13 protein-coding genes are annotated in these 17825 nt (G+C 38.8%); all 13 read left to right on the top strand.

The window, feature by feature from the left end:
* Positions 1-378: 378 nt before the first annotated feature.
* Positions 379-945, top strand: a complete 567-nt coding sequence (gene pth, locus IGJ50_RS13930; protein ID WP_429950998.1) for an aminoacyl-tRNA hydrolase — start codon at positions 379-381, stop codon at positions 943-945.
* A 398-nt stretch (positions 946-1343) separates the two neighbouring features.
* Complete coding sequence (gene mfd / locus IGJ50_RS13925; RefSeq protein WP_429950996.1) at positions 1344-4877, top strand: transcription-repair coupling factor; 3534 nt, start codon at positions 1344-1346, stop codon at positions 4875-4877.
* 137 nt (positions 4878-5014) lie between these two features.
* Positions 5015-6601: a putative polysaccharide biosynthesis protein gene (locus IGJ50_RS13920; protein WP_069641232.1), complete on the top strand. Its 1587-nt coding sequence runs from the start codon at positions 5015-5017 to the stop codon at positions 6599-6601.
* 2 nt (positions 6602-6603) lie between these two features.
* Positions 6604-6879 carry an RNA-binding S4 domain-containing protein gene (locus tag IGJ50_RS13915; protein WP_069641233.1) on the top strand — a complete coding sequence of 92 codons (276 nt, stop codon included), beginning with the start codon at positions 6604-6606 and terminating at the stop codon, positions 6877-6879.
* Between the two features lie 62 nt (positions 6880-6941).
* Complete coding sequence (locus IGJ50_RS13910) at positions 6942-7409, top strand: FtsB family cell division protein (protein WP_069641234.1); 468 nt, start codon at positions 6942-6944, stop codon at positions 7407-7409.
* Between the two features lie 43 nt (positions 7410-7452).
* Positions 7453-7929 carry a S1 domain-containing RNA-binding protein gene (locus tag IGJ50_RS13905; protein WP_069641235.1) on the top strand — a complete coding sequence of 159 codons (477 nt, stop codon included), beginning with the start codon at positions 7453-7455 and terminating at the stop codon, positions 7927-7929.
* Between the two features lie 94 nt (positions 7930-8023).
* Positions 8024-9406, top strand: coding sequence for a tRNA lysidine(34) synthetase TilS (tilS, locus tag IGJ50_RS13900; protein ID WP_429950994.1), 1383 nt, complete (start codon positions 8024-8026; stop codon positions 9404-9406).
* Positions 9407-9487: 81 nt separating this feature from the next.
* On the top strand, positions 9488-10033 hold the full coding sequence (hpt, locus tag IGJ50_RS13895) for a hypoxanthine phosphoribosyltransferase (protein ID WP_069641237.1): 546 nt from the start codon (positions 9488-9490) through the stop codon (positions 10031-10033).
* Between the two features lie 99 nt (positions 10034-10132).
* Positions 10133-12295: an ATP-dependent zinc metalloprotease FtsH gene (gene ftsH, locus IGJ50_RS13890; RefSeq protein WP_069641238.1), complete on the top strand. Its 2163-nt coding sequence runs from the start codon at positions 10133-10135 to the stop codon at positions 12293-12295.
* Between the two features lie 378 nt (positions 12296-12673).
* Positions 12674-13570 (top strand): Hsp33 family molecular chaperone HslO, encoded by an 897-nt coding sequence (gene hslO, locus IGJ50_RS13885; RefSeq protein WP_069641239.1) that lies wholly within the window; start codon positions 12674-12676, stop codon positions 13568-13570.
* A 12-nt stretch (positions 13571-13582) separates the two neighbouring features.
* Positions 13583-14587, top strand: coding sequence for a tRNA dihydrouridine synthase DusB (gene dusB, locus IGJ50_RS13880; protein WP_069641240.1), 1005 nt, complete (start codon positions 13583-13585; stop codon positions 14585-14587).
* A 94-nt stretch (positions 14588-14681) separates the two neighbouring features.
* Positions 14682-16178, top strand: a complete 1497-nt coding sequence (lysS, locus tag IGJ50_RS13875; RefSeq protein WP_069641241.1) for a lysine--tRNA ligase — start codon at positions 14682-14684, stop codon at positions 16176-16178.
* A gap of 85 nt (positions 16179-16263) precedes the next feature.
* A protein-coding gene (locus IGJ50_RS13870) for an IS3 family transposase (protein WP_429950990.1) occupies positions 16264-17657 on the top strand; the annotation gives its coding sequence in 2 pieces (ribosomal slippage) (positions 16264-16804 and positions 16804-17657; 1395 coding nt in all).
* The last annotated feature ends 168 nt before the right edge of the window (positions 17658-17825 follow it).

Genomic DNA, 17825 nt, shown 5'->3' with positions numbered 1-17825 from the left:
CCTTTCAGATAATTGTTTTATCACACTGATAATACCATCGTTTGTGAGGTTTGTCACGTTTTTTGTTTAGAAAAATAATACAGTTTTTAAAGGTGTTTCATAAGAAAACTCTTTCATGTGCGGTGTTTCACTATTTCTGTTTTTACCTATTTAGTTTGATTGGGAGAAAAGACAATTAAATTTTATGGCTTTTTTAACAACTTAAAAGATTCGGCAATCGATTGTTTTATGGTATAATTATAAAAAAACTGGGCAGAGGATTTTCCTGCCTGGGTATTTTGTGTTGGACAATGAATAAACAAGAAGGCAAAGAAGATTCTGTATTTTTTTTCTGAGAAGATTCCGTTTGCCGCAATGTTTTTATAAGGAGAATTATAGATGAAGATGATCGTTGGGTTAGGTAACCCAGGAAGTAAATACCAAGAAACAAAACATAATATTGGTTTTATTACGGTAGATGAAATTGCGCATCGTTATAATGCGACCTTCAATAAAAGTCAGTTTGAAGCAGATATTGCAGAATTTTTCATTGGAACTGAGAAAATCATGCTAGTCAAACCACTAACATTCATGAATGAGTCTGGCCGCTCTGTGGGTCCTTTAATGACTTATTATGGTGTAGAAGATGATGAGTTGATCGTGATCTATGACGACTTAGATTTAGAAACAGGGAAGATTCGTTTACGAGAGAAAGGCGGAGCAGGTGGGCACAATGGCATGAAAAGTTTGATTGCACACCTAGGTACAAACATATTTCCGAGAATCAAGATCGGTATTGGTCGTCCAATTGGGAGCAATACGGTTGTTCATCATGTATTGACAGGGTTTCCTAAAGACAAATATGAAGAGATTTTACTAGCGGTGAAAAGCGCAGCAGATGCGGCAATCTATGCTTGTGAAGGCCATACGTTTGTTGACACGATGAATCAATTTAATGGGAAATAAGTGAAATAGGAAGTTTTATCTAGCTTTGCAGGCTAGTCTTTCAGAAAAAAGATAAAATCTGATTGTGGCAAAAGACGCCACCCTCATATTTTTCTATTTTTCAATCAAGACTGGAAGAGCCTGTTCAGCTTTTATAGTTATCTAGCTTTGCAGGCTAGTCTTTCAGAAAAAAGATAAAATCTGATTGTGGCAAAAGACGCCACCCTCATATTTTTCAATTTTTCAATCAAGACTGGGAGAGCCTGTTCAGCTTTTATAGTTATCTAGCTTTGCAGGCTAGTCTTTCAGAAAAAAGATAAAATCTGATTGTGGCAAGAGACGCCACCCTCATACTTTTCTATTTTTCAATCAAGACTGGGAGAGCCTGTTCAGCTTTTAAATTTTAGGAGGAGTCTGACGTGAACATCATTGAACGAATTGGTGCAAGTGAACTAGCCCGAGATTGGCAAAAGCAATTAACAGGGAATACCCGCCAGTTGATTACAGGGTTAGCCGGCTCTGCAAAAACATTAGTCATGACCAGTGGCTTTAAAGAGAAGAATAAAAAAATCGTTGTTGCCGTTCCAAATCTTTACTATGGAAACCAATTAGTCGAAGATTTTCGTAATATTTTGTCAGATGAAGAAGTCTATATCTTTCCTGTTGATGAGGTGTTATCAGCTGAAATGGCCTTTTCTTCACCAGAAGCCAGAGCTGAAAGAGTGGCGGCACTTGATTTTCTTTTGACCGATCAAGCAGGGATTATCGTTGTTCCAGTAGCCGGGTTAAGGAAATATTTACCAAGTAAACAAACTTGGGAAAAGGCTCAGCTTCATTGGGAGCTTGGTGGCGAAATCGAGTTAGATACATTAGCGCAGCAATTAGTTTTGATGGGCTATGAGCGCCAATCCTTAGTAGGAAAACCAGGGGATTTTAGTATTCGCGGTAGTATTGTCGATGTTTATCCATTGAATTCAGAATATCCAGTAAGAGCGGAATTGTTTGATATTGAGATCGATTCGCTCCGTTACTTTGAAGCAGATACACAACGTTCGGTCGGGCCTACTGAATCTGTCACACTTTCACCAATGACAGACTTGGTTTTTTCTAAAGACGATTTGATCCATGGGGAAAAAGAGCTGACGAAAGCATTGGAGAAACGAGTAGCAATTGCTAAAGATGCGTCTGAAAAAGGGTTTCTAGAAGACTATTTTGGACAGTTGGCAACTTTTTGGAGTCAAGGGATTCCCACAGATACAGCTCATTACTATACGGATTTATTGTACGAAAACAAAACGACCTTACTTGATTATTTAACAGAAGATAGTTTGGTTTTTATTGATGACTATGCGCGTATTTTAGAAGCAGAACGTGAAATTATTCGGGAAGAAAATGAATGGCAAGTGCTTAAACTAGAAGAAATGCGTATTTTTCCTGAGCAGACTTTTGGTGTAGAGTTTCACGAGCAAGTACGCAAAATGACGTTCTCAACAACTTTCTTTTCACTATTTCAAAAGGGTATGGGCAATCTGCGTTTCCAAGCGGTTCATAATTTTCAATATCGTTCGATGCAGCAATTCTTTGGTCAAATGCCCCTACTAAAAACGGAAATGGACCGTTGGCAAAAACAGGATCAGACGGTTATTGTTTTTGTTCCGACAAAAGAACGTAGTCAAAAAGTGGAAGAATTGTTTCGTGATTTTGCTATTTCAAGTGTGACCGCCTCAGCTGATAAATTAATAGAAGGTAAAATTCAAATCGTTGAAGGGGCGCTGCAATCTGGGTTTGAGTTGCCAATAGAAAAAATTGTTGCGATCACTGAAAAAGAAATTTTCCACACAACGACGAAAAAAAGAGCAAGGCGTCAAACTGTTTCGAATGCAGAACGCTTGAAAAGCTATAGCGATCTGAAAACAGGAGATTATGTGGTTCATGCCAATCATGGGATCGGAAAATATATTGGGATGCAGACGTTGGAAGTGGATGGTGTCCATCAAGACTACATCACGATTTTATACCAAAACGATGATAAACTATTCATTCCAGTTACGCAGTTGAACCTGATTCAAAAGTTTGTAGCTTCTGAAGCGAAATCACCAAAAGTTAATAAATTGGGTGGTAGCGAATGGAGTAAAACAAAACGCAAAGTTACATCTAAAATTGAAGATATAGCAGACGATTTGATTCAACTTTATGCGTCAAGAGAGTCTGAGAAAGGCTATGCTTTTCCACCAGATGATGCTTATCAAAAAGAATTTGAAGATGCTTTTCCCTATAGCGAAACAGATGATCAGCTAAGAAGTACGGCCGAAATCAAACACGACATGGAAAAAACGCGCCCGATGGATCGTCTATTGGTTGGCGATGTTGGCTACGGTAAGACAGAAGTCGCTTTACGTGCCGCATTTAAAGCAATCAACAATAATAAACAAGTGGCCTTTTTGGTTCCAACAACAATTTTAGCTCAGCAACATTACGAAACAATGTTGGATCGATTTGAAGGTTTCCCGGTAGAAGTCGGTTTATTGAGCCGCTTTAGAACGAAAAAACAACAAAATGAAACGATTGAAAAAATCAAACATGGTCAAGTCGATATTGTCGTAGGAACTCACCGCCTGCTTTCTCAAGATGTGAATTTTAGTGATTTAGGCTTGCTGGTGATCGATGAGGAACAGCGTTTTGGTGTGAAGCATAAAGAGCGATTGAAACAATTAAGGGCGCAAGTCGATGTTTTAACACTGACTGCAACACCGATACCTAGAACACTGCATATGTCGATGCTCGGCGTACGTGATCTATCTGTTATCGAGACGCCGCCTGAAAATCGTTATCCGATCCAAACGTACGTCATGGAAAATAATCCAGGAGCAATTAGAGAGGCAATCGAAAGAGAAATGGCTCGTGATGGGCAAGTTTTTTATCTATACAATCGAGTAGATACGATCGAGCAAAAGGTTGAAGAAATTCAAGCATTGGTTCCAGAAGCGAGGATTGCTTATGCACATGGTCAGATGACGGAAGTGCAATTAGAGAACACCTTATTCGATTTTATTGAACGGCAATATGATGTATTAGTGACAACGACAATCATTGAAACGGGTGTAGACATTCCTAATGCCAATACTTTATTTGTAGAAAATGCTGATTACATGGGGCTGTCCACCTTGTATCAATTACGAGGTAGGGTTGGTCGAAGTAATCGGGTAGCGTATGCCTATTTTATGTACGAACAACAAAAGATTTTAAATGAAGTGAGTGAAAAACGTTTAGAAGCGATCAAGGATTTCACCGAGTTAGGTTCAGGGTTTAAAATTGCGATGCGCGATTTATCAATACGTGGTGCAGGGAATCTATTAGGTGCACAGCAACATGGCTTTATTGATTCTGTTGGGTTTGATATGTACTCTCAAATGCTTTCAGAAGCAGTTGCTCGCAAACAAGGGAAAAATATCCAAGATCAAAAAACATCAGTTGAGATCGATTTGGGGATCGATGCCTACTTACCGACAAGCTATATCGATGATGAACGTCAAAAAATTGAAATTTACAAACGGATCCGTCAATTGGAAAATATGGATATGTATGATGAACTAGAAGCAGATCTACTGGATCGCTTTGGCGAATACCCAGACGAAGTTGCTCATTTATTGACGACAGGACGAATTAAAATGGATGGGGATCGAGCATTAATAGAAACGATCCGTAAACGACAACAAGAAATCATCTTTACACTAAGTAAGATTGGCACTAAAACATATAATGTAGAACAAATTTTTGAAGCCTTGTCCAACACACAATTAAAAGCAGATCTTGCAGTAGATAATGAAAAAATGTCTATTCGCTTGAAAGTGCCTAAAGATATGAAGGAAGCCGCTTGGCTGCAAGAAGTGGCGTTGTTTACTACAGCTTTGAGACAGGAAAAATATAAAACTGTGGCTGTTGAAGAATCATAGAAAAAGACAAGATGGATAGTTTAGTGCTTTGAAAAAAAGGGAACATCTGATTGTGATAAAAAAGCTTCACACTCACATTCATCTATTTTTAAGTGAAGCAAAATAAGCTCATTCAGCCTTTAGATTGGAGGTCAACTATGGCACATAAGGAAATGCGGACGATGATGCAAGGCGCGGTTGTTTTAACGGTAGCATCATTTATCGCCAAAGTGTTGAGTGCAGTTTATCGGGTACCGTTTCAAAATTTAGTTGGGGATGAAGGGTTTTACGTCTATCAACAAGTTTATCCGATTTATGGTATAGCAATGACTTTAGCATTATCAGGACTGCCGCAATTTATTTCTAAAATCGTAGCAGAACAACCAGAAATCAGTGAGCAGAAAAAAGTATTGCAACAACTTTTTCCTTTTGTTTTTATTTTGGCGGGTTTATGTTGGGCCTTCTTCTTTTTCGGTAGCTATGAAATTGCGTATATGATGGGAGACTTGAAATTGTCCTCTTTGATCCAAGTTGTCTCATTTACCTTTTTGCTAGTTCCAGTATTGTCATTTTATCGTGGAAATTTCCAAGGACATTTAAGGATGATTCCAAGTGCCGTTTCACAAGTGGTAGAACAGCTCGTTCGAGTTGGTGTGATTTTAGTTGCGGCGTACTCATTTTCTAAGTTTGGCTGGTCAGTTTATCAGACTGGAACCATTGCAATGGCTGGTGCGCTTTTAGGCGGCGTAGTTGCTGCAGGAATTTTGTGGTATTATGATCGAAAGATTCGGATAGGCAGTTCTGCTTATCTGACTCAATGGAGATGGTCAAGGAATTCAGGGAGCTTGTTTAGACGTTTGCTAGTAGAAGGCGGTATTGTTTCTTTGTATAGTGCCTTTTTAATTCTTTTTCAGTTGGTCGATTCATTTGTTGTAAAGAATACACTGGTTATTTCTGGGATAAGTGATTCTGCAGCAAAGATTGATAAAGGTGTGTATGATCGTGGTCAGCCGCTCGTTCAATTAGGCTTGGTTGTTGCATTGGCGTTGAGCTCCAGTTTTTTACCGACGCTAACAAAATATTTTGTTAGTCAAGAGCAAGGACGCTTTTTGCAAGCGGCTAAAGTCTTTTTACGTTTGACAACGACCGTTGCAGCTGCTGCTTCATTAGGTTTAGTATTACTGCTCCCATACATGAATTTTGCTTTGTTTAAGGACTATCATGGCAATGGGGTCTTAGGCATCTATGTTTGGTCCATTGCATTTATGGCAGTGATTCAAGCCTATCAAAGTATTTTACAGAGCCGTAATCAGTTTGTGACAGCAATAGTTGCTGCATGTGCGGGTCTTTTGGTAAAACTTATTTCCACAAGTCCACTGACATATTCATGGGGGACAGTAGGTGCAAGTCTTTCTACGATTGCAGGATTGATTACTACGCTCATTTTCTTGATGCTTTTTTCTAAAAACGAGATTAACCGTTTTGTTATAGAACATCGCTTTTTCAAAAAACTAATGATCAGTTTAGCGACAATGGGTATTGTATTGATCTGTTATCAAGGTGTGATTGCGTTGTTTCTTGGAACGGTCGACCACCGAGGTCAAGCGTTGATCTTTACATTAGTGGGCGTTTTAATTGGTGCAGGAACATTTATTTACAGTATCATCAAAATAAAGTTATTTACTGTACGGGAATGGCTGACATTACCGTTTGGAGCAAAAATATTAAGAATGAAGAGGAAATAATTATGCGTTTAGATAAATTTTTAAAAGTTTCACGTATTATTAAAAGAAGACCTGTAGCAAAAGAAGTTGCTGATAAAGGGCGGATTCAAATCAATGGCATCTTGGCGAAATCATCGAGTAATGTAAAAATTGGGGATCAAGTTCGAATCCAATTTGGCAATAAAATCTTAGAAATCGAAGTACTCGAGCTTCGTGATTCAACGAAAAAAGAAGATGCAGAAAAGATGTATCAGATTATTTCAGAGAAAAGAGTCGAAAATAGTGAGAATTTAGATTAGACAAGCTTCTTAGATGTTGGTATAATAAACTGGACAAACCAAAAACGAGTGGAGCGGAAAACATGGGAAAAAAGAAAAAAGACATGGAGAAAGTTGCTGCATTAGATAATGAGTATACTAAAGAACAGTATGCTGAATTTCAAAAACAGCAAAAGCAGTTGATTTTCAGACGCCGACGTTTGGCAGTTGTTTTTCTCGTGGCGTTTGTGATTTTTATCGTTTCAGGGATGCAGCTAATGAAGGATTATCAACAATTGAGTGCTTTCAAAAAGCAGCACACAGAAGCGGTTGCTGAATCCGCAGAAGCTGATAAGAAGTTAAATCGTTTGGAACAAGACGTGGCCCTTTTAAGAGATGATGATTACGTAGCGAAGTTGGCTCGTAGCCGTTTTTATGTTTCAAAAGAAGGCGAACAAATCTATAACATTCCAGAGTTAGGCGGAACGACTAGCTCCAGCAATGAACAAAAAGAATCATCACAAGAGAGTCAATCACAGTCTCATTCAACTGAAAAACAATCAGGCGAATAACTGCAGATATAATAGGGTAAATAATAGGAGGAACATTTTTTTTATGTCAATTGAAGTAGGAGCGAAGTTGCCAGGAAAAGTGTCTGGTATCACTAATTTTGGTGCCTTCATCGATCTAGGTGAAGGAAAAACAGGGTTGGTTCACATTAGTGAAGTATCAAATGGATTTGTAAAAGATATCCATGATGTGTTGACCGTAGGAGATGAAGTAACTGTAAAAGTTACCTCAGTCGGTGATGACGGTAAAGTAGGCTTATCGATTCGTAAAGCTCAAGAACAAGCAGCAGAACCAAAACGTGAATATCAACGTCGTGATAACAATGAGCATCAAGGCAATCGTGATCGGAATCAACGTCCAGCACCTAAAAAACAATTTACAAGAGCACAACCAATGAATAATTCAAAACAAGATTTTGATTCATTGATGAGCTCATTTTTGAAAGATAGTGATGATCGTTTAACTTCACTGAAACGGAATACTGAAGGCAAACGTGGCGGACGCGGTGGACGTCGTAATTAATGAATAGATAATTGAAGCTGAGCGAAAGCTCGGCTTTTATGTTTGGTGCAGTTTTTGTGGAAGTCTATAAACTAAGGAACGAAGAGGTGAGTAGATGTTTCGAGAATTTTATGATCATTGTAAAAACAATGCGTACTGGCAACCAAACCAAAAATTACTATTAGCAATTTCTGGTGGAGTTGATTCGATGGTATTATTAGAACTCATGCGAAAGGCGGCGCAAAAAGACTGCTTAAAATTGATTGTCGCCCATGTCGATCACCGCTTACGATTAGAATCAGTAGAAGAAGCATTATACTTGAGTGAGTACTGCCAACAAAAAGGGATTTCATACTATAGTAAAGTGTGGGAAGAAGTTGACAAGTCAAAAAATACAGAGGCTCGTGCCCGCAATTTTCGCTATACTTTTTTTTCTGAAATTATGGAACAAGAAAATATTTCTACGCTTTTGACTGCTCACCATAGCGATGATCAAGCTGAAACGATTTTGATGAAATTGGTAAGAGGAAGTGCACTATCAAATTTAGTTGGGATCAGAGCGAGACGACCCTTTGGTGGTGGTGAATTGATTCGACCTTTCTTAATTTTTTCCAAAGAACAGTTGGAACAGTTTGCTAAACAATCAGGAATTGTGTATTTTGAAGATCGTTCTAATCAAAGCGATACCTATCTGCGTAATCGTATGAGGCATCAGGTTATCCCTATTTTAAAACAGGAAAATCCAAATTTCTTACAGCATATCACTGATTTTAGTGAGCAACTTACTTTAGCTGACGAGCTTATTCAGTCTGTTATTGAACCAAAGTATGAGCGTTGGGTAAAAAAAACAGCAGAAGGTTGGTCATGTCAATTATCAGAACTAAGGCGGGAAGAAAGAAGTGTTCAACTGTTTTTCTTAATGTTTTTTTTCCAACGAACAATTGTTTCACAAGGTGTGCTAATCAGTCAAGCGCAGCTTCAACAACTACTAAAACTGCTCAATCAGCCAGCCCCCCAATTGATGATGGATATCGAACAAGGTTGGCAAATAGTAAAAGAATACAATGTTGTCCATCTAAAGAAAAATCAGCTGAATTATAAAGAAGGCCCCTTTTTTTTATGTGAAAATGAGCAAGTTTTTCTTTCTGAAAATGAATGGCTAGGATTGGAAACGACAGAAGAAAAAATACAGCAGCCAGAAACAATAAAAAATTGGTCAGAGCATTCGTTACTCATAAGCGGGCAAACGAAACTACCATTAACGATCCGTCATCGTAAAAATGGCGACAGAATATCGATGACGCCTGACTTAACGAAAAGAGTGAATCGGATATTTATTGATCAAAAAGTTCCAAATTTGCTCAGAGATCAAGCTTGGATCATTCTTTCGGCGCAAGATCAGATTATTTGGGTTCCTCTTTTTGCAAATTCCTATTTGAGTATTCCGAAAGAAACTGATAAAATACTCTACAGACTCCTTTATAAAATAAAAGAGTAAGGAATAGAAAATGCTTTTATTCAAAGCAACAAAATAATATAAAAATCATGAATAATGATCTCACAGGAAAAGGAGAGCACTATGTTAGAGAAAGATATTGAACGAGTTTTGATTAGCAAAGAACAAATTCTTGAAAAATCAATTGAACTTGGAAAACAACTAACAGAAGACTACAAGGATAAAAATCCATTAGTGATCGGTATTTTAAAGGGAGCAATTCCTTTTATGGCGGACATCACACGTACAATTGATACGTACTTAGAAATGGACTTTATGGATGTATCCAGCTATGGCAATGCAACCGTGTCTTCTGGTGAAGTAAAAATCGTTAAAGATTTAGACACAAATGTTGAAGGTCGTGATATTCTGATTGTAGAAGATATCATTGACAGCGGACGTACGTTAGCCTATCTAGTTGATCTCTTTAAGTATAGAAAAGCAGCATCCGTAAAAATTGTAACATTGTTAGATAAACCGGAAGGCCGTGTGGTCGATATCGTTGCGGATTACGTTGGTTTTGACGTACCCAATGAGTTTGTTGTAGGTTACGGCTTAGATTATGCTGAACGCTATCGAAATCTTCCGTATGTAGGGGTATTAAAACCTGAAATCTACGAATCAAATTAATATCTCTCTTAGATTTAGTTATGTTACAATGTAAAGGTCAGGATTGATAAAAATAAACCGTAAAATTAAATTACGAACAGTAATCAAAGGAGGACAGGCATGAATAAAAAAAATAGCGGCATGAAAAATGGCCTTTATTATGTATTGCTGATTTTGGCGATGGTCATGGTTGTTTATTTCATTTTTGGAAATAACAATCCTCAGTCACCAGATATCGAATACTCAACCTTCAGTACCCAATTAGAAGAAGGTAAAGTGAAAGAACTGACGATCCAACCAACCAATGGTGTGTATAAGATCACAGGTCAGTACAAAGAAAAACAAGAAATCAAAAATACTGGTGGTCTTTCTTTATGGGGATCTACAGAAGTTTCAACTAAAGCATTTACTACCATTGTCTTACCAAGTGATATCACCTTATCAGGAATCCAAGATATGGCGAAAGATAATAATGTAAAACTTACAGTGAAAGAACAATCATCTAGTGGTGCTTGGCTTTCTATCTTATTTAGTTTCTTACCAATCGTATTGTTTATCTTCTTATTCTACATGATGATGGGACAACAAGGCGGCGGTGGCGGTGGGGGCGGCCGTGTCATGAACTTTGGTAAATCAAAAGCCAAAGAAGCAGACAAAAAAGCCAACCGCGTACGCTTCTCTGACGTAGCAGGAGCGGAAGAAGAAAAACAAGAATTAGTTGAAGTGGTCGAATTCTTAAAAGACCCTCGCCGTTTCGTTGAATTAGGTGCCCGCATCCCAGCAGGTGTTCTATTAGAAGGACCTCCGGGGACTGGTAAAACCTTACTTGCTAAAGCCGTTGCCGGTGAAGCAGGTGTACCGTTCTACTCTATCTCAGGTTCAGACTTCGTTGAAATGTTCGTCGGTGTCGGTGCAAGCCGTGTCCGTGACTTATTTGAAACAGCGAAGAAAAATGCACCAGCAATCATCTTCATCGATGAAATCGATGCCGTTGGTCGTCAACGTGGTGCTGGTATGGGCGGCGGACACGATGAACGTGAACAAACCCTAAACCAATTGCTTGTTGAAATGGATGGATTTGATGGCAACGAAGGCGTAATCGTCGTAGCTGCAACAAACCGTTCAGATGTATTGGATCCGGCATTATTACGTCCAGGCCGTTTTGACCGTCAAATTTTAGTTGGTCGTCCTGATGTAAAAGGCCGTGAAGCGATTCTTAAAGTTCATGCTCGTAACAAACCATTAGCTGACGATGTTGATTTGAAAGTCGTAGCACAACAAACACCAGGTTTTGCTGGTGCTGATTTAGAAAACGTCTTAAACGAAGCGGCTCTAGTTGCTGCTCGTCGTAATAAAAAGAAAATTGATGCATCCGATGTGGACGAAGCAGAAGACCGCGTAATTGCAGGTCCTGCGAAGAGAGATCGTGTGATCAATAAAAAAGAACGCGAAATGGTTGCTTACCATGAAGCAGGACATACCATTGTTGGTTTAGTCTTAAGCCGTGCCCGTATCGTTCATAAAGTAACGATCATTCCTCGTGGACGCGCTGGCGGTTATATGATCGCTTTACCAAAAGAAGATCAATTCTTAATGACCAAAGAAGACATGTTTGAACAAATCGTTGGATTACTTGGTGGACGTACAGCAGAAGAAATTATTTTCGATGTACAATCAACAGGTGCTTCTAATGACTTCGAACAAGCAACAGGGATTGCCCGTAGCATGGTAACTGAATATGGAATGAGTGACAAATTAGGTCCTGTTCAATATGAAGGAAACCACCAAGTCTTTGTTGGACGTGACTATGGTCAAACAAAAGCTTACTCAGAACAGGTAGCATTCGAAATCGATCAAGAAGTACGTCGTATCTTGATGGAAGCACACGATAAAGCGCGTGAAATCATTGAAACGCACCGTGCGCAACATAAACTAATTGCTGAAAAACTATTAGAGTATGAAACATTAGATGCTCGTAGTATCAAATCATTGTTTGAAGAAGGCGTTATGCCACAGGATGTTATCGATAGCCAATTCCCTAGTGAAAAGGCTCAAACATTCGAGGAAGCCAAACGTGCATTAGAAGAAAAAGATGCACAAAGACAAGCCGAAGAAAAACAAGACTTTGAGGAAGCGAAAAAAGAGTTACATGACGAAACGGAAGAAGTAAAAGCGGACAGTGAAAAAACAGAAGAAAAAGTTCAATCAGAAGTAAAATCTGATGAAGAACACAAAAATGATTCTGAATATGACCGTAACAACTTTGACGATCGTTACAAATAAGCACATGAAAGTCTCCGTTACACTCGTTCAGTGAGTGTAACGGAGACATTTTTAATAGTTGCGTGCGCAACCCATGGCATTGCTGTATTTTATAAGTAGCAGTTACAGCTTTTTATGTAGTATTGATTTGTACAACCTTACTGTATTTTGGTTTAAGAATTTATTTTCCTTTGAACCAATCGGCTAATAAATAAAAATACGTTTCATTGCCTATGGTCTATTACTCTAAAAAAAGCAAGTAGCACTTATCAGTTCCAATTGTTGGTCGCAACTTTTTTTTTCTTTAGCTTAAAATGATTTAGTTGAAAAAATAGCCAAACACTAGTATTATCTGATAATGAGTTAGAAAAAGAAGCAAGTGAGAAGAGGAAAATAAAAATGGAAGATTACTTAGTTAAAGCATTATGCTATGAAGGATCAATTCGCGCTTATGCAGTTTGCGCAACCAATACAATCTCAGAAGCACAAAAACGTCATGATACATGGAGTTCTTCGACAGCAGCGTTAGGCAGAACGATGGTCGGAGCTTTGCTTTTAGGCGCAACTCTGAAAGGCGAAGACAAATTAACCGTAAAAGTTCAAGGAAACGGACCAGCTGGCGCGATAGTTGTTGATAGCGATGGGGATGGGAATACAAAAGGTTACATTAAAAATCCGCATGTTAGTTTAACGTTAAATGAAAATGGTAAAATCGATGTTCGCGGTGCAGTTGGAACTGAAGGGATTTTTACAGTAATCAAAGATTTAGGCCTGAAAGAAACTTTTTCGGGGCAAACACCAATCGTTTCTGGCGAAATAGGAGAGGACTTTACTTATTTCATGGCAGTCTCTGAGCAAATCCCATCGGCAATCGGCTTAAGTGTTCTGGTTGATACCGATGAAAGTGTCAAGGCTGCAGGTGGATTTATGATTCAAGTAATGCCAGGTGCGGATGAAAAAACAATTGATTTTATTGAAAAACGGCTACAAGAAGTTCCGATGATTTCCCGTTTGATTGACGAAGGTGAATCGCCAGAAGGAATACTAGAGCGGTTGCTTGGAAAAGATGAAATCGAAATCTTAGAAAAAATGCCAGTGCAATTTAAATGTAACTGCTCAAAAGAAAAATTTGGCACGGCGATCATTGCAGTAGGATTAGATGAAATCAATGCTATGATTGAGGAAGATCATGGAGCTGAAGCTGTTTGTCAATTTTGCGGCAATAAATACCACTATAGCGAAGCTGATTTGATAGAACTAAGAGACGAAGCAACCAAAAATACTCGTGAAAAATAACAGGAGGTCCATATGTGGAAAATAGGAGATATCGAAATTCCTAACCGTGTCGTTGTAGCACCTATGGCGGGTATTAGTAATGCAGCTTTTCGTGTAACAGTCAAAGAGTTTGGTGCAGGACTAGTTGTCTGTGAAATGATTAGTGATAAGGGAATACAGCAAAGAAATAAAAAAACGCTAGATATGCTTTATATAGATGAGAAAGAATATCCATTAAGCGTACAAATTTTCGGTGGAGACAAAGAGAACTTAGTCGAAGCAGCTAAATTTGTAGAAGAAAATACGAAAGCGGCGATCATTGATATCAATATGGGATGCCCTGTAAATAAAGTCATTAAAGCAGAAGCTGGGGCAAAATGGCTATTAGACCCAAACAAAGTCTACGAAATGGTAGACGCTGTTTCCTCCGCTATAGATTTGCCAGTCACAGTTAAAATGAGAACTGGTTGGGATGAAGATCACTTATTTGCGGTTGAAAATGCGTTAGCTGCTGAAAAAGCAGGAGCCTCTGCCATTGCCATGCATGGTCGTACAAGAGTTCAAATGTATGAAGGTCAAGCAAATTGGGATATTTTAAAAGAAGTCAAACGACATCTGACGATTCCTTTTATGGGAAATGGGGATGTACGTACACCTGAAGATGCTAAACGTATGCTAGAATATGTGGGGGCTGACGGTGTGATGATCGGTAGAGCTGCCTTGGGGAATCCATGGATGATCCAACGTACGAAGCAATATCTTGAAACTGGAGAACTACTACCAGAGCCAACCCCCTTTGAAAAAATTGAAACAGCTAAAGTACACTTGCAACGTTTAACCGATTTAAAAGGTGAAAAAATTGCTACTAGAGAATTCAGGCAACACGCTGCTTATTATTTAAAGGGAATCCCGCGTGCGGCTAAAGTAAAAGTTGCAATCAATCAAGCGGAAAGTCAACAAGAGATGGTCGATTTAATGGAAGCCTTCCTAGAAAAAACAGAAAAACAGGCAGAAAATGAAGCAATCGAAACAATCTAACAAAAAAAGCCGGCTGAAACAAAAATTCGGCTTGCTTTTTTTTGTTTTAATGTGGCATTATAGGGGTATGTGATTTCAGAATGGAGGAAGTACAGTGGCAGATGAACAACAAACGCATGTAGAAGATCTAAATGATCAAATGCTTGTGCGTCGTGAAAAAATGGAAAATCTACGTGAAGAAGGGATCGACCCTTTCGGGAAGCGTTTTGAACGTACACATAATTCAAAAGAATTACATGAACAATTTGATCAACATTCAAAAGAAGAATTAAACGAAATGGATTTATCAACAAGTGTAGCTGGACGAATGATGACTAAACGAGGCAAAGGTAAAGCGGGTTTTGCGCATTTACAAGATCGTGATGGTCAAATCCAAATTTATGTACGGAAAGATCAAGTTGGTGATGAAGCGTATCAACTATTTAAACAAGCAGATCTAGGCGATTTCTTTGGTGTGACAGGGCAAATCATGAAGACAGATACTGGGGAAGTGACGGTTAAAGCGAAGACGATTGTCTTATTGACTAAGGCTTTACGCCCTTTACCAGATAAATACCATGGACTGACAAATATCGAGCAACGCTATCGTCAACGCTATTTAGATTTGATCAGTAATAAAGATAGCTTTGATCGCTTTATGAAACGTAGTCAAATCATCAGCGAAATTCGTCGTTATCTTGATGGTAATGGCTATGTAGAAGTTGAGACACCTGTCTTGCACAATGATGCTGGCGGTGCGGCAGCACGACCGTTTATTACCCATCATAATGCTTTAGATATGGAGTTATACCTGCGAATTGCCTTGGAGCTACATTTGAAACGCTTAATCGTCGGTGGTATGGAGAAAGTCTATGAAATCGGCCGAGTGTTCCGAAATGAAGGAACTGATACAACGCACAATCCAGAATTCACAATGTTAGAAGCCTATACTGCATATACAGATTATCAAGATGTGATGGATTTGACAGAAGGAATCATCCGTAATGCTGCAGAAAAAGTCTTAGGAACAACTGCAATCACTTACGATGGGCAAGAAGTCGATTTAGGCTCTGAGTTCAGAAGAGTGCATATGGTAGATGCAATCAAGGAACAAACAGGCGTAGATTTCTGGCAAGAAATGACGGTTGAAGAAGCACGCTCACTAGCAAAAGAACATAATGTAGAAATCAAAGATAGTATGGCAGTGGGACATATTCTAAACGAATTCTTTGAAACATTTGTTGAAGAAACTTTGCAACAACCAACATTTGTTTATGGTCATCCAGTGGAAGTTTCCCCCCTAGCGAAGAAAAATCCAGAAGATGCTCGATTTACAGATCGGTTTGAACTATTTATAGTAGGAAAAGAATTTGCAAATGCATTTACTGAATTGAATGACCCAATTGATCAACGTGAACGTTTTGAAGAGCAAGAAAAAGAACGTGAACAAGGAAATGATGAAGCGCATGGCGTGGATGAAGATTTTATTGAATCTTTAGAATATGGATTACCACCAACTGGCGGTCTAGGTATCGGTATCGATCGTCTAGTTATGCTTTTAACTGATGCCCAATCAATACGAGATGTCTTGTTATTTCCAACGATGAGATAAAAAATAAAAGAGTAGATTATTGACCGACAATTGAAGTGAGCCCCCTAAGTTAGACCAGAAAATCTAACTTAGGGGGCTTTTTATAGTGGCTAAATATGATTATGACTTTAAAAAATCAGTAGTTGAAGCGTATCAGAGGGGAGAAGGTGGGTATGTGGCTCTAGCTCGCCGATACGGTATTCCAGCGGATTCAACAGTAAGAAAATGGGTAAAGATTGTAGAAAAATTGGACTTTAATGCCTTAAACCGACGTAAAAATAAACAAACTTATTCTTCCCAATTCAAGCAAGATGTCATACACTATTATTTGACTAGCGGTGACTCTTACCTTAATGTCGCATTGAAATATGGATTGCCATCTGGAAATCTACTCCAACATTGGCACCAACTATTTCTGCGTGAAGGCATTGAAGGTCTCTTACCGAAACTGAAAGGAAGGCCTTCAATGACTAAGAAAAAGAAGAAACAAATACCAAAAAGGCCGTTAACGCGTGAACAAGAACTGGAACGAGAAAATGAACTGCTTCATGCAGAACTGGCCTTCGTAAAAAAGCTCCGAGCTTTAGGGATGAATATCCCAGATCGACTCAAGAACGAGATGCACGAATCATCCACGAACTCCGAAAGGAGTTCCGATTAACGATTCTTCTTGAAGCGACAAAATTTCCTAAAGCGACATACATGTATTGGCAAAAGCGATTGAATCGTGGGAATCCAGATGCCAAGCTAGAGGAAACCATTCAAGAAATCTTCGAAGAAAACGATGGGAACTATGGGTATCGTCGGATTCAAATCGCCCTGAACGAACAGGGAGTAAAGGTAAATCAAAAGAAAATCCGTCGAATCATGCGTAAGCTTGGGCTGAAGAGCGTAAAGTTTACACGCAAATCACGTAAGTACAATTCCTACAAAGGGACTGTTGGACGAGTGGCAAAGAATCGGATTCACAGACGATTTGTTACCTCGGTTCCTCATCAAAAGATTACAACTGATACTTCTGAATTTAAGTATTATGAACAAGATACGAACGGAAAACCTGTCATCAAGAAGCTGTATTTAGACCCATTCCTAGATCTGTTTAACGGGGAAATTCTGTCCTATCGAATATCAGAAAAACCAAATGCAAAGGCCGTTCTTGATGCTCAAAAAGAAGCCATAGAACAAACCGCGGACTGCCCCTATCGTCGGACTTTCCATTCTGACCAAGGCTGGGCTTACCAGATGAATGTTTATAGAAAGCCTTTAGCGGAGAAAAAAATATTCCAGAGCATGTCCCGAAAAGGGAATTGTCTTGACAATTCACCGATGGAAAGCTTCTTTGGTCTATTAAAGCAAGAAATTTATTATGGTGTGATTTATACAAGCTTTAAAAGGTTGAAGAGGGCAATTAAAGAGTGGATTAATTACTATAAACATCACCGAATCAAAACAAGGCTCGGCTGCAGTCCCGTTCAATATCGCAAACGGATGACCGCATAAAAACCCGACCAAATTTCTTCGGTCGGGTTATGGTCTAACTATTGGGTCTCACTTCAAATCTACTCTTTTTTATTTTCTTAGAAATAGCAGGAAAAACAATCGATTTCACTATTCTATCTGCAAAAAACGAACAATAAAGAACAAAAGTAATAGAATAATCGGTAACGA

The organism is Enterococcus sp. AZ101 (assembly GCF_050499005.1).
In the GTDB taxonomy this organism is placed as follows: Bacteria; Bacillota; Bacilli; order Lactobacillales; family Enterococcaceae; genus Enterococcus_L; species Enterococcus_L ureilyticus.
This window is presented reverse-complemented; position numbering and strand designations above follow the sequence as displayed.

Coding starts and splice junctions, on each gene's coding strand:
- dusB (WP_069641240.1), top strand. CDS start 13,583: ATGTGGAAAATAGGAGATATCGAAATTCCTAACCGTGTCGTTGTAGCA.
- IGJ50_RS13910 (WP_069641234.1), top strand. CDS start 6,942: ATGGGAAAAAAGAAAAAAGACATGGAGAAAGTTGCTGCATTAGATAAT.
- IGJ50_RS13915 (WP_069641233.1), top strand. CDS start 6,604: ATGCGTTTAGATAAATTTTTAAAAGTTTCACGTATTATTAAAAGAAGA.
- IGJ50_RS13920 (WP_069641232.1), top strand. CDS start 5,015: ATGGCACATAAGGAAATGCGGACGATGATGCAAGGCGCGGTTGTTTTA.
- pth (WP_429950998.1), top strand. CDS start 379: ATGAAGATGATCGTTGGGTTAGGTAACCCAGGAAGTAAATACCAAGAA.
- ftsH (WP_069641238.1), top strand. CDS start 10,133: ATGAATAAAAAAAATAGCGGCATGAAAAATGGCCTTTATTATGTATTG.
- hpt (WP_069641237.1), top strand. CDS start 9,488: ATGTTAGAGAAAGATATTGAACGAGTTTTGATTAGCAAAGAACAAATT.
- IGJ50_RS13905 (WP_069641235.1), top strand. CDS start 7,453: ATGTCAATTGAAGTAGGAGCGAAGTTGCCAGGAAAAGTGTCTGGTATC.
- hslO (WP_069641239.1), top strand. CDS start 12,674: ATGGAAGATTACTTAGTTAAAGCATTATGCTATGAAGGATCAATTCGC.
- tilS (WP_429950994.1), top strand. CDS start 8,024: ATGTTTCGAGAATTTTATGATCATTGTAAAAACAATGCGTACTGGCAA.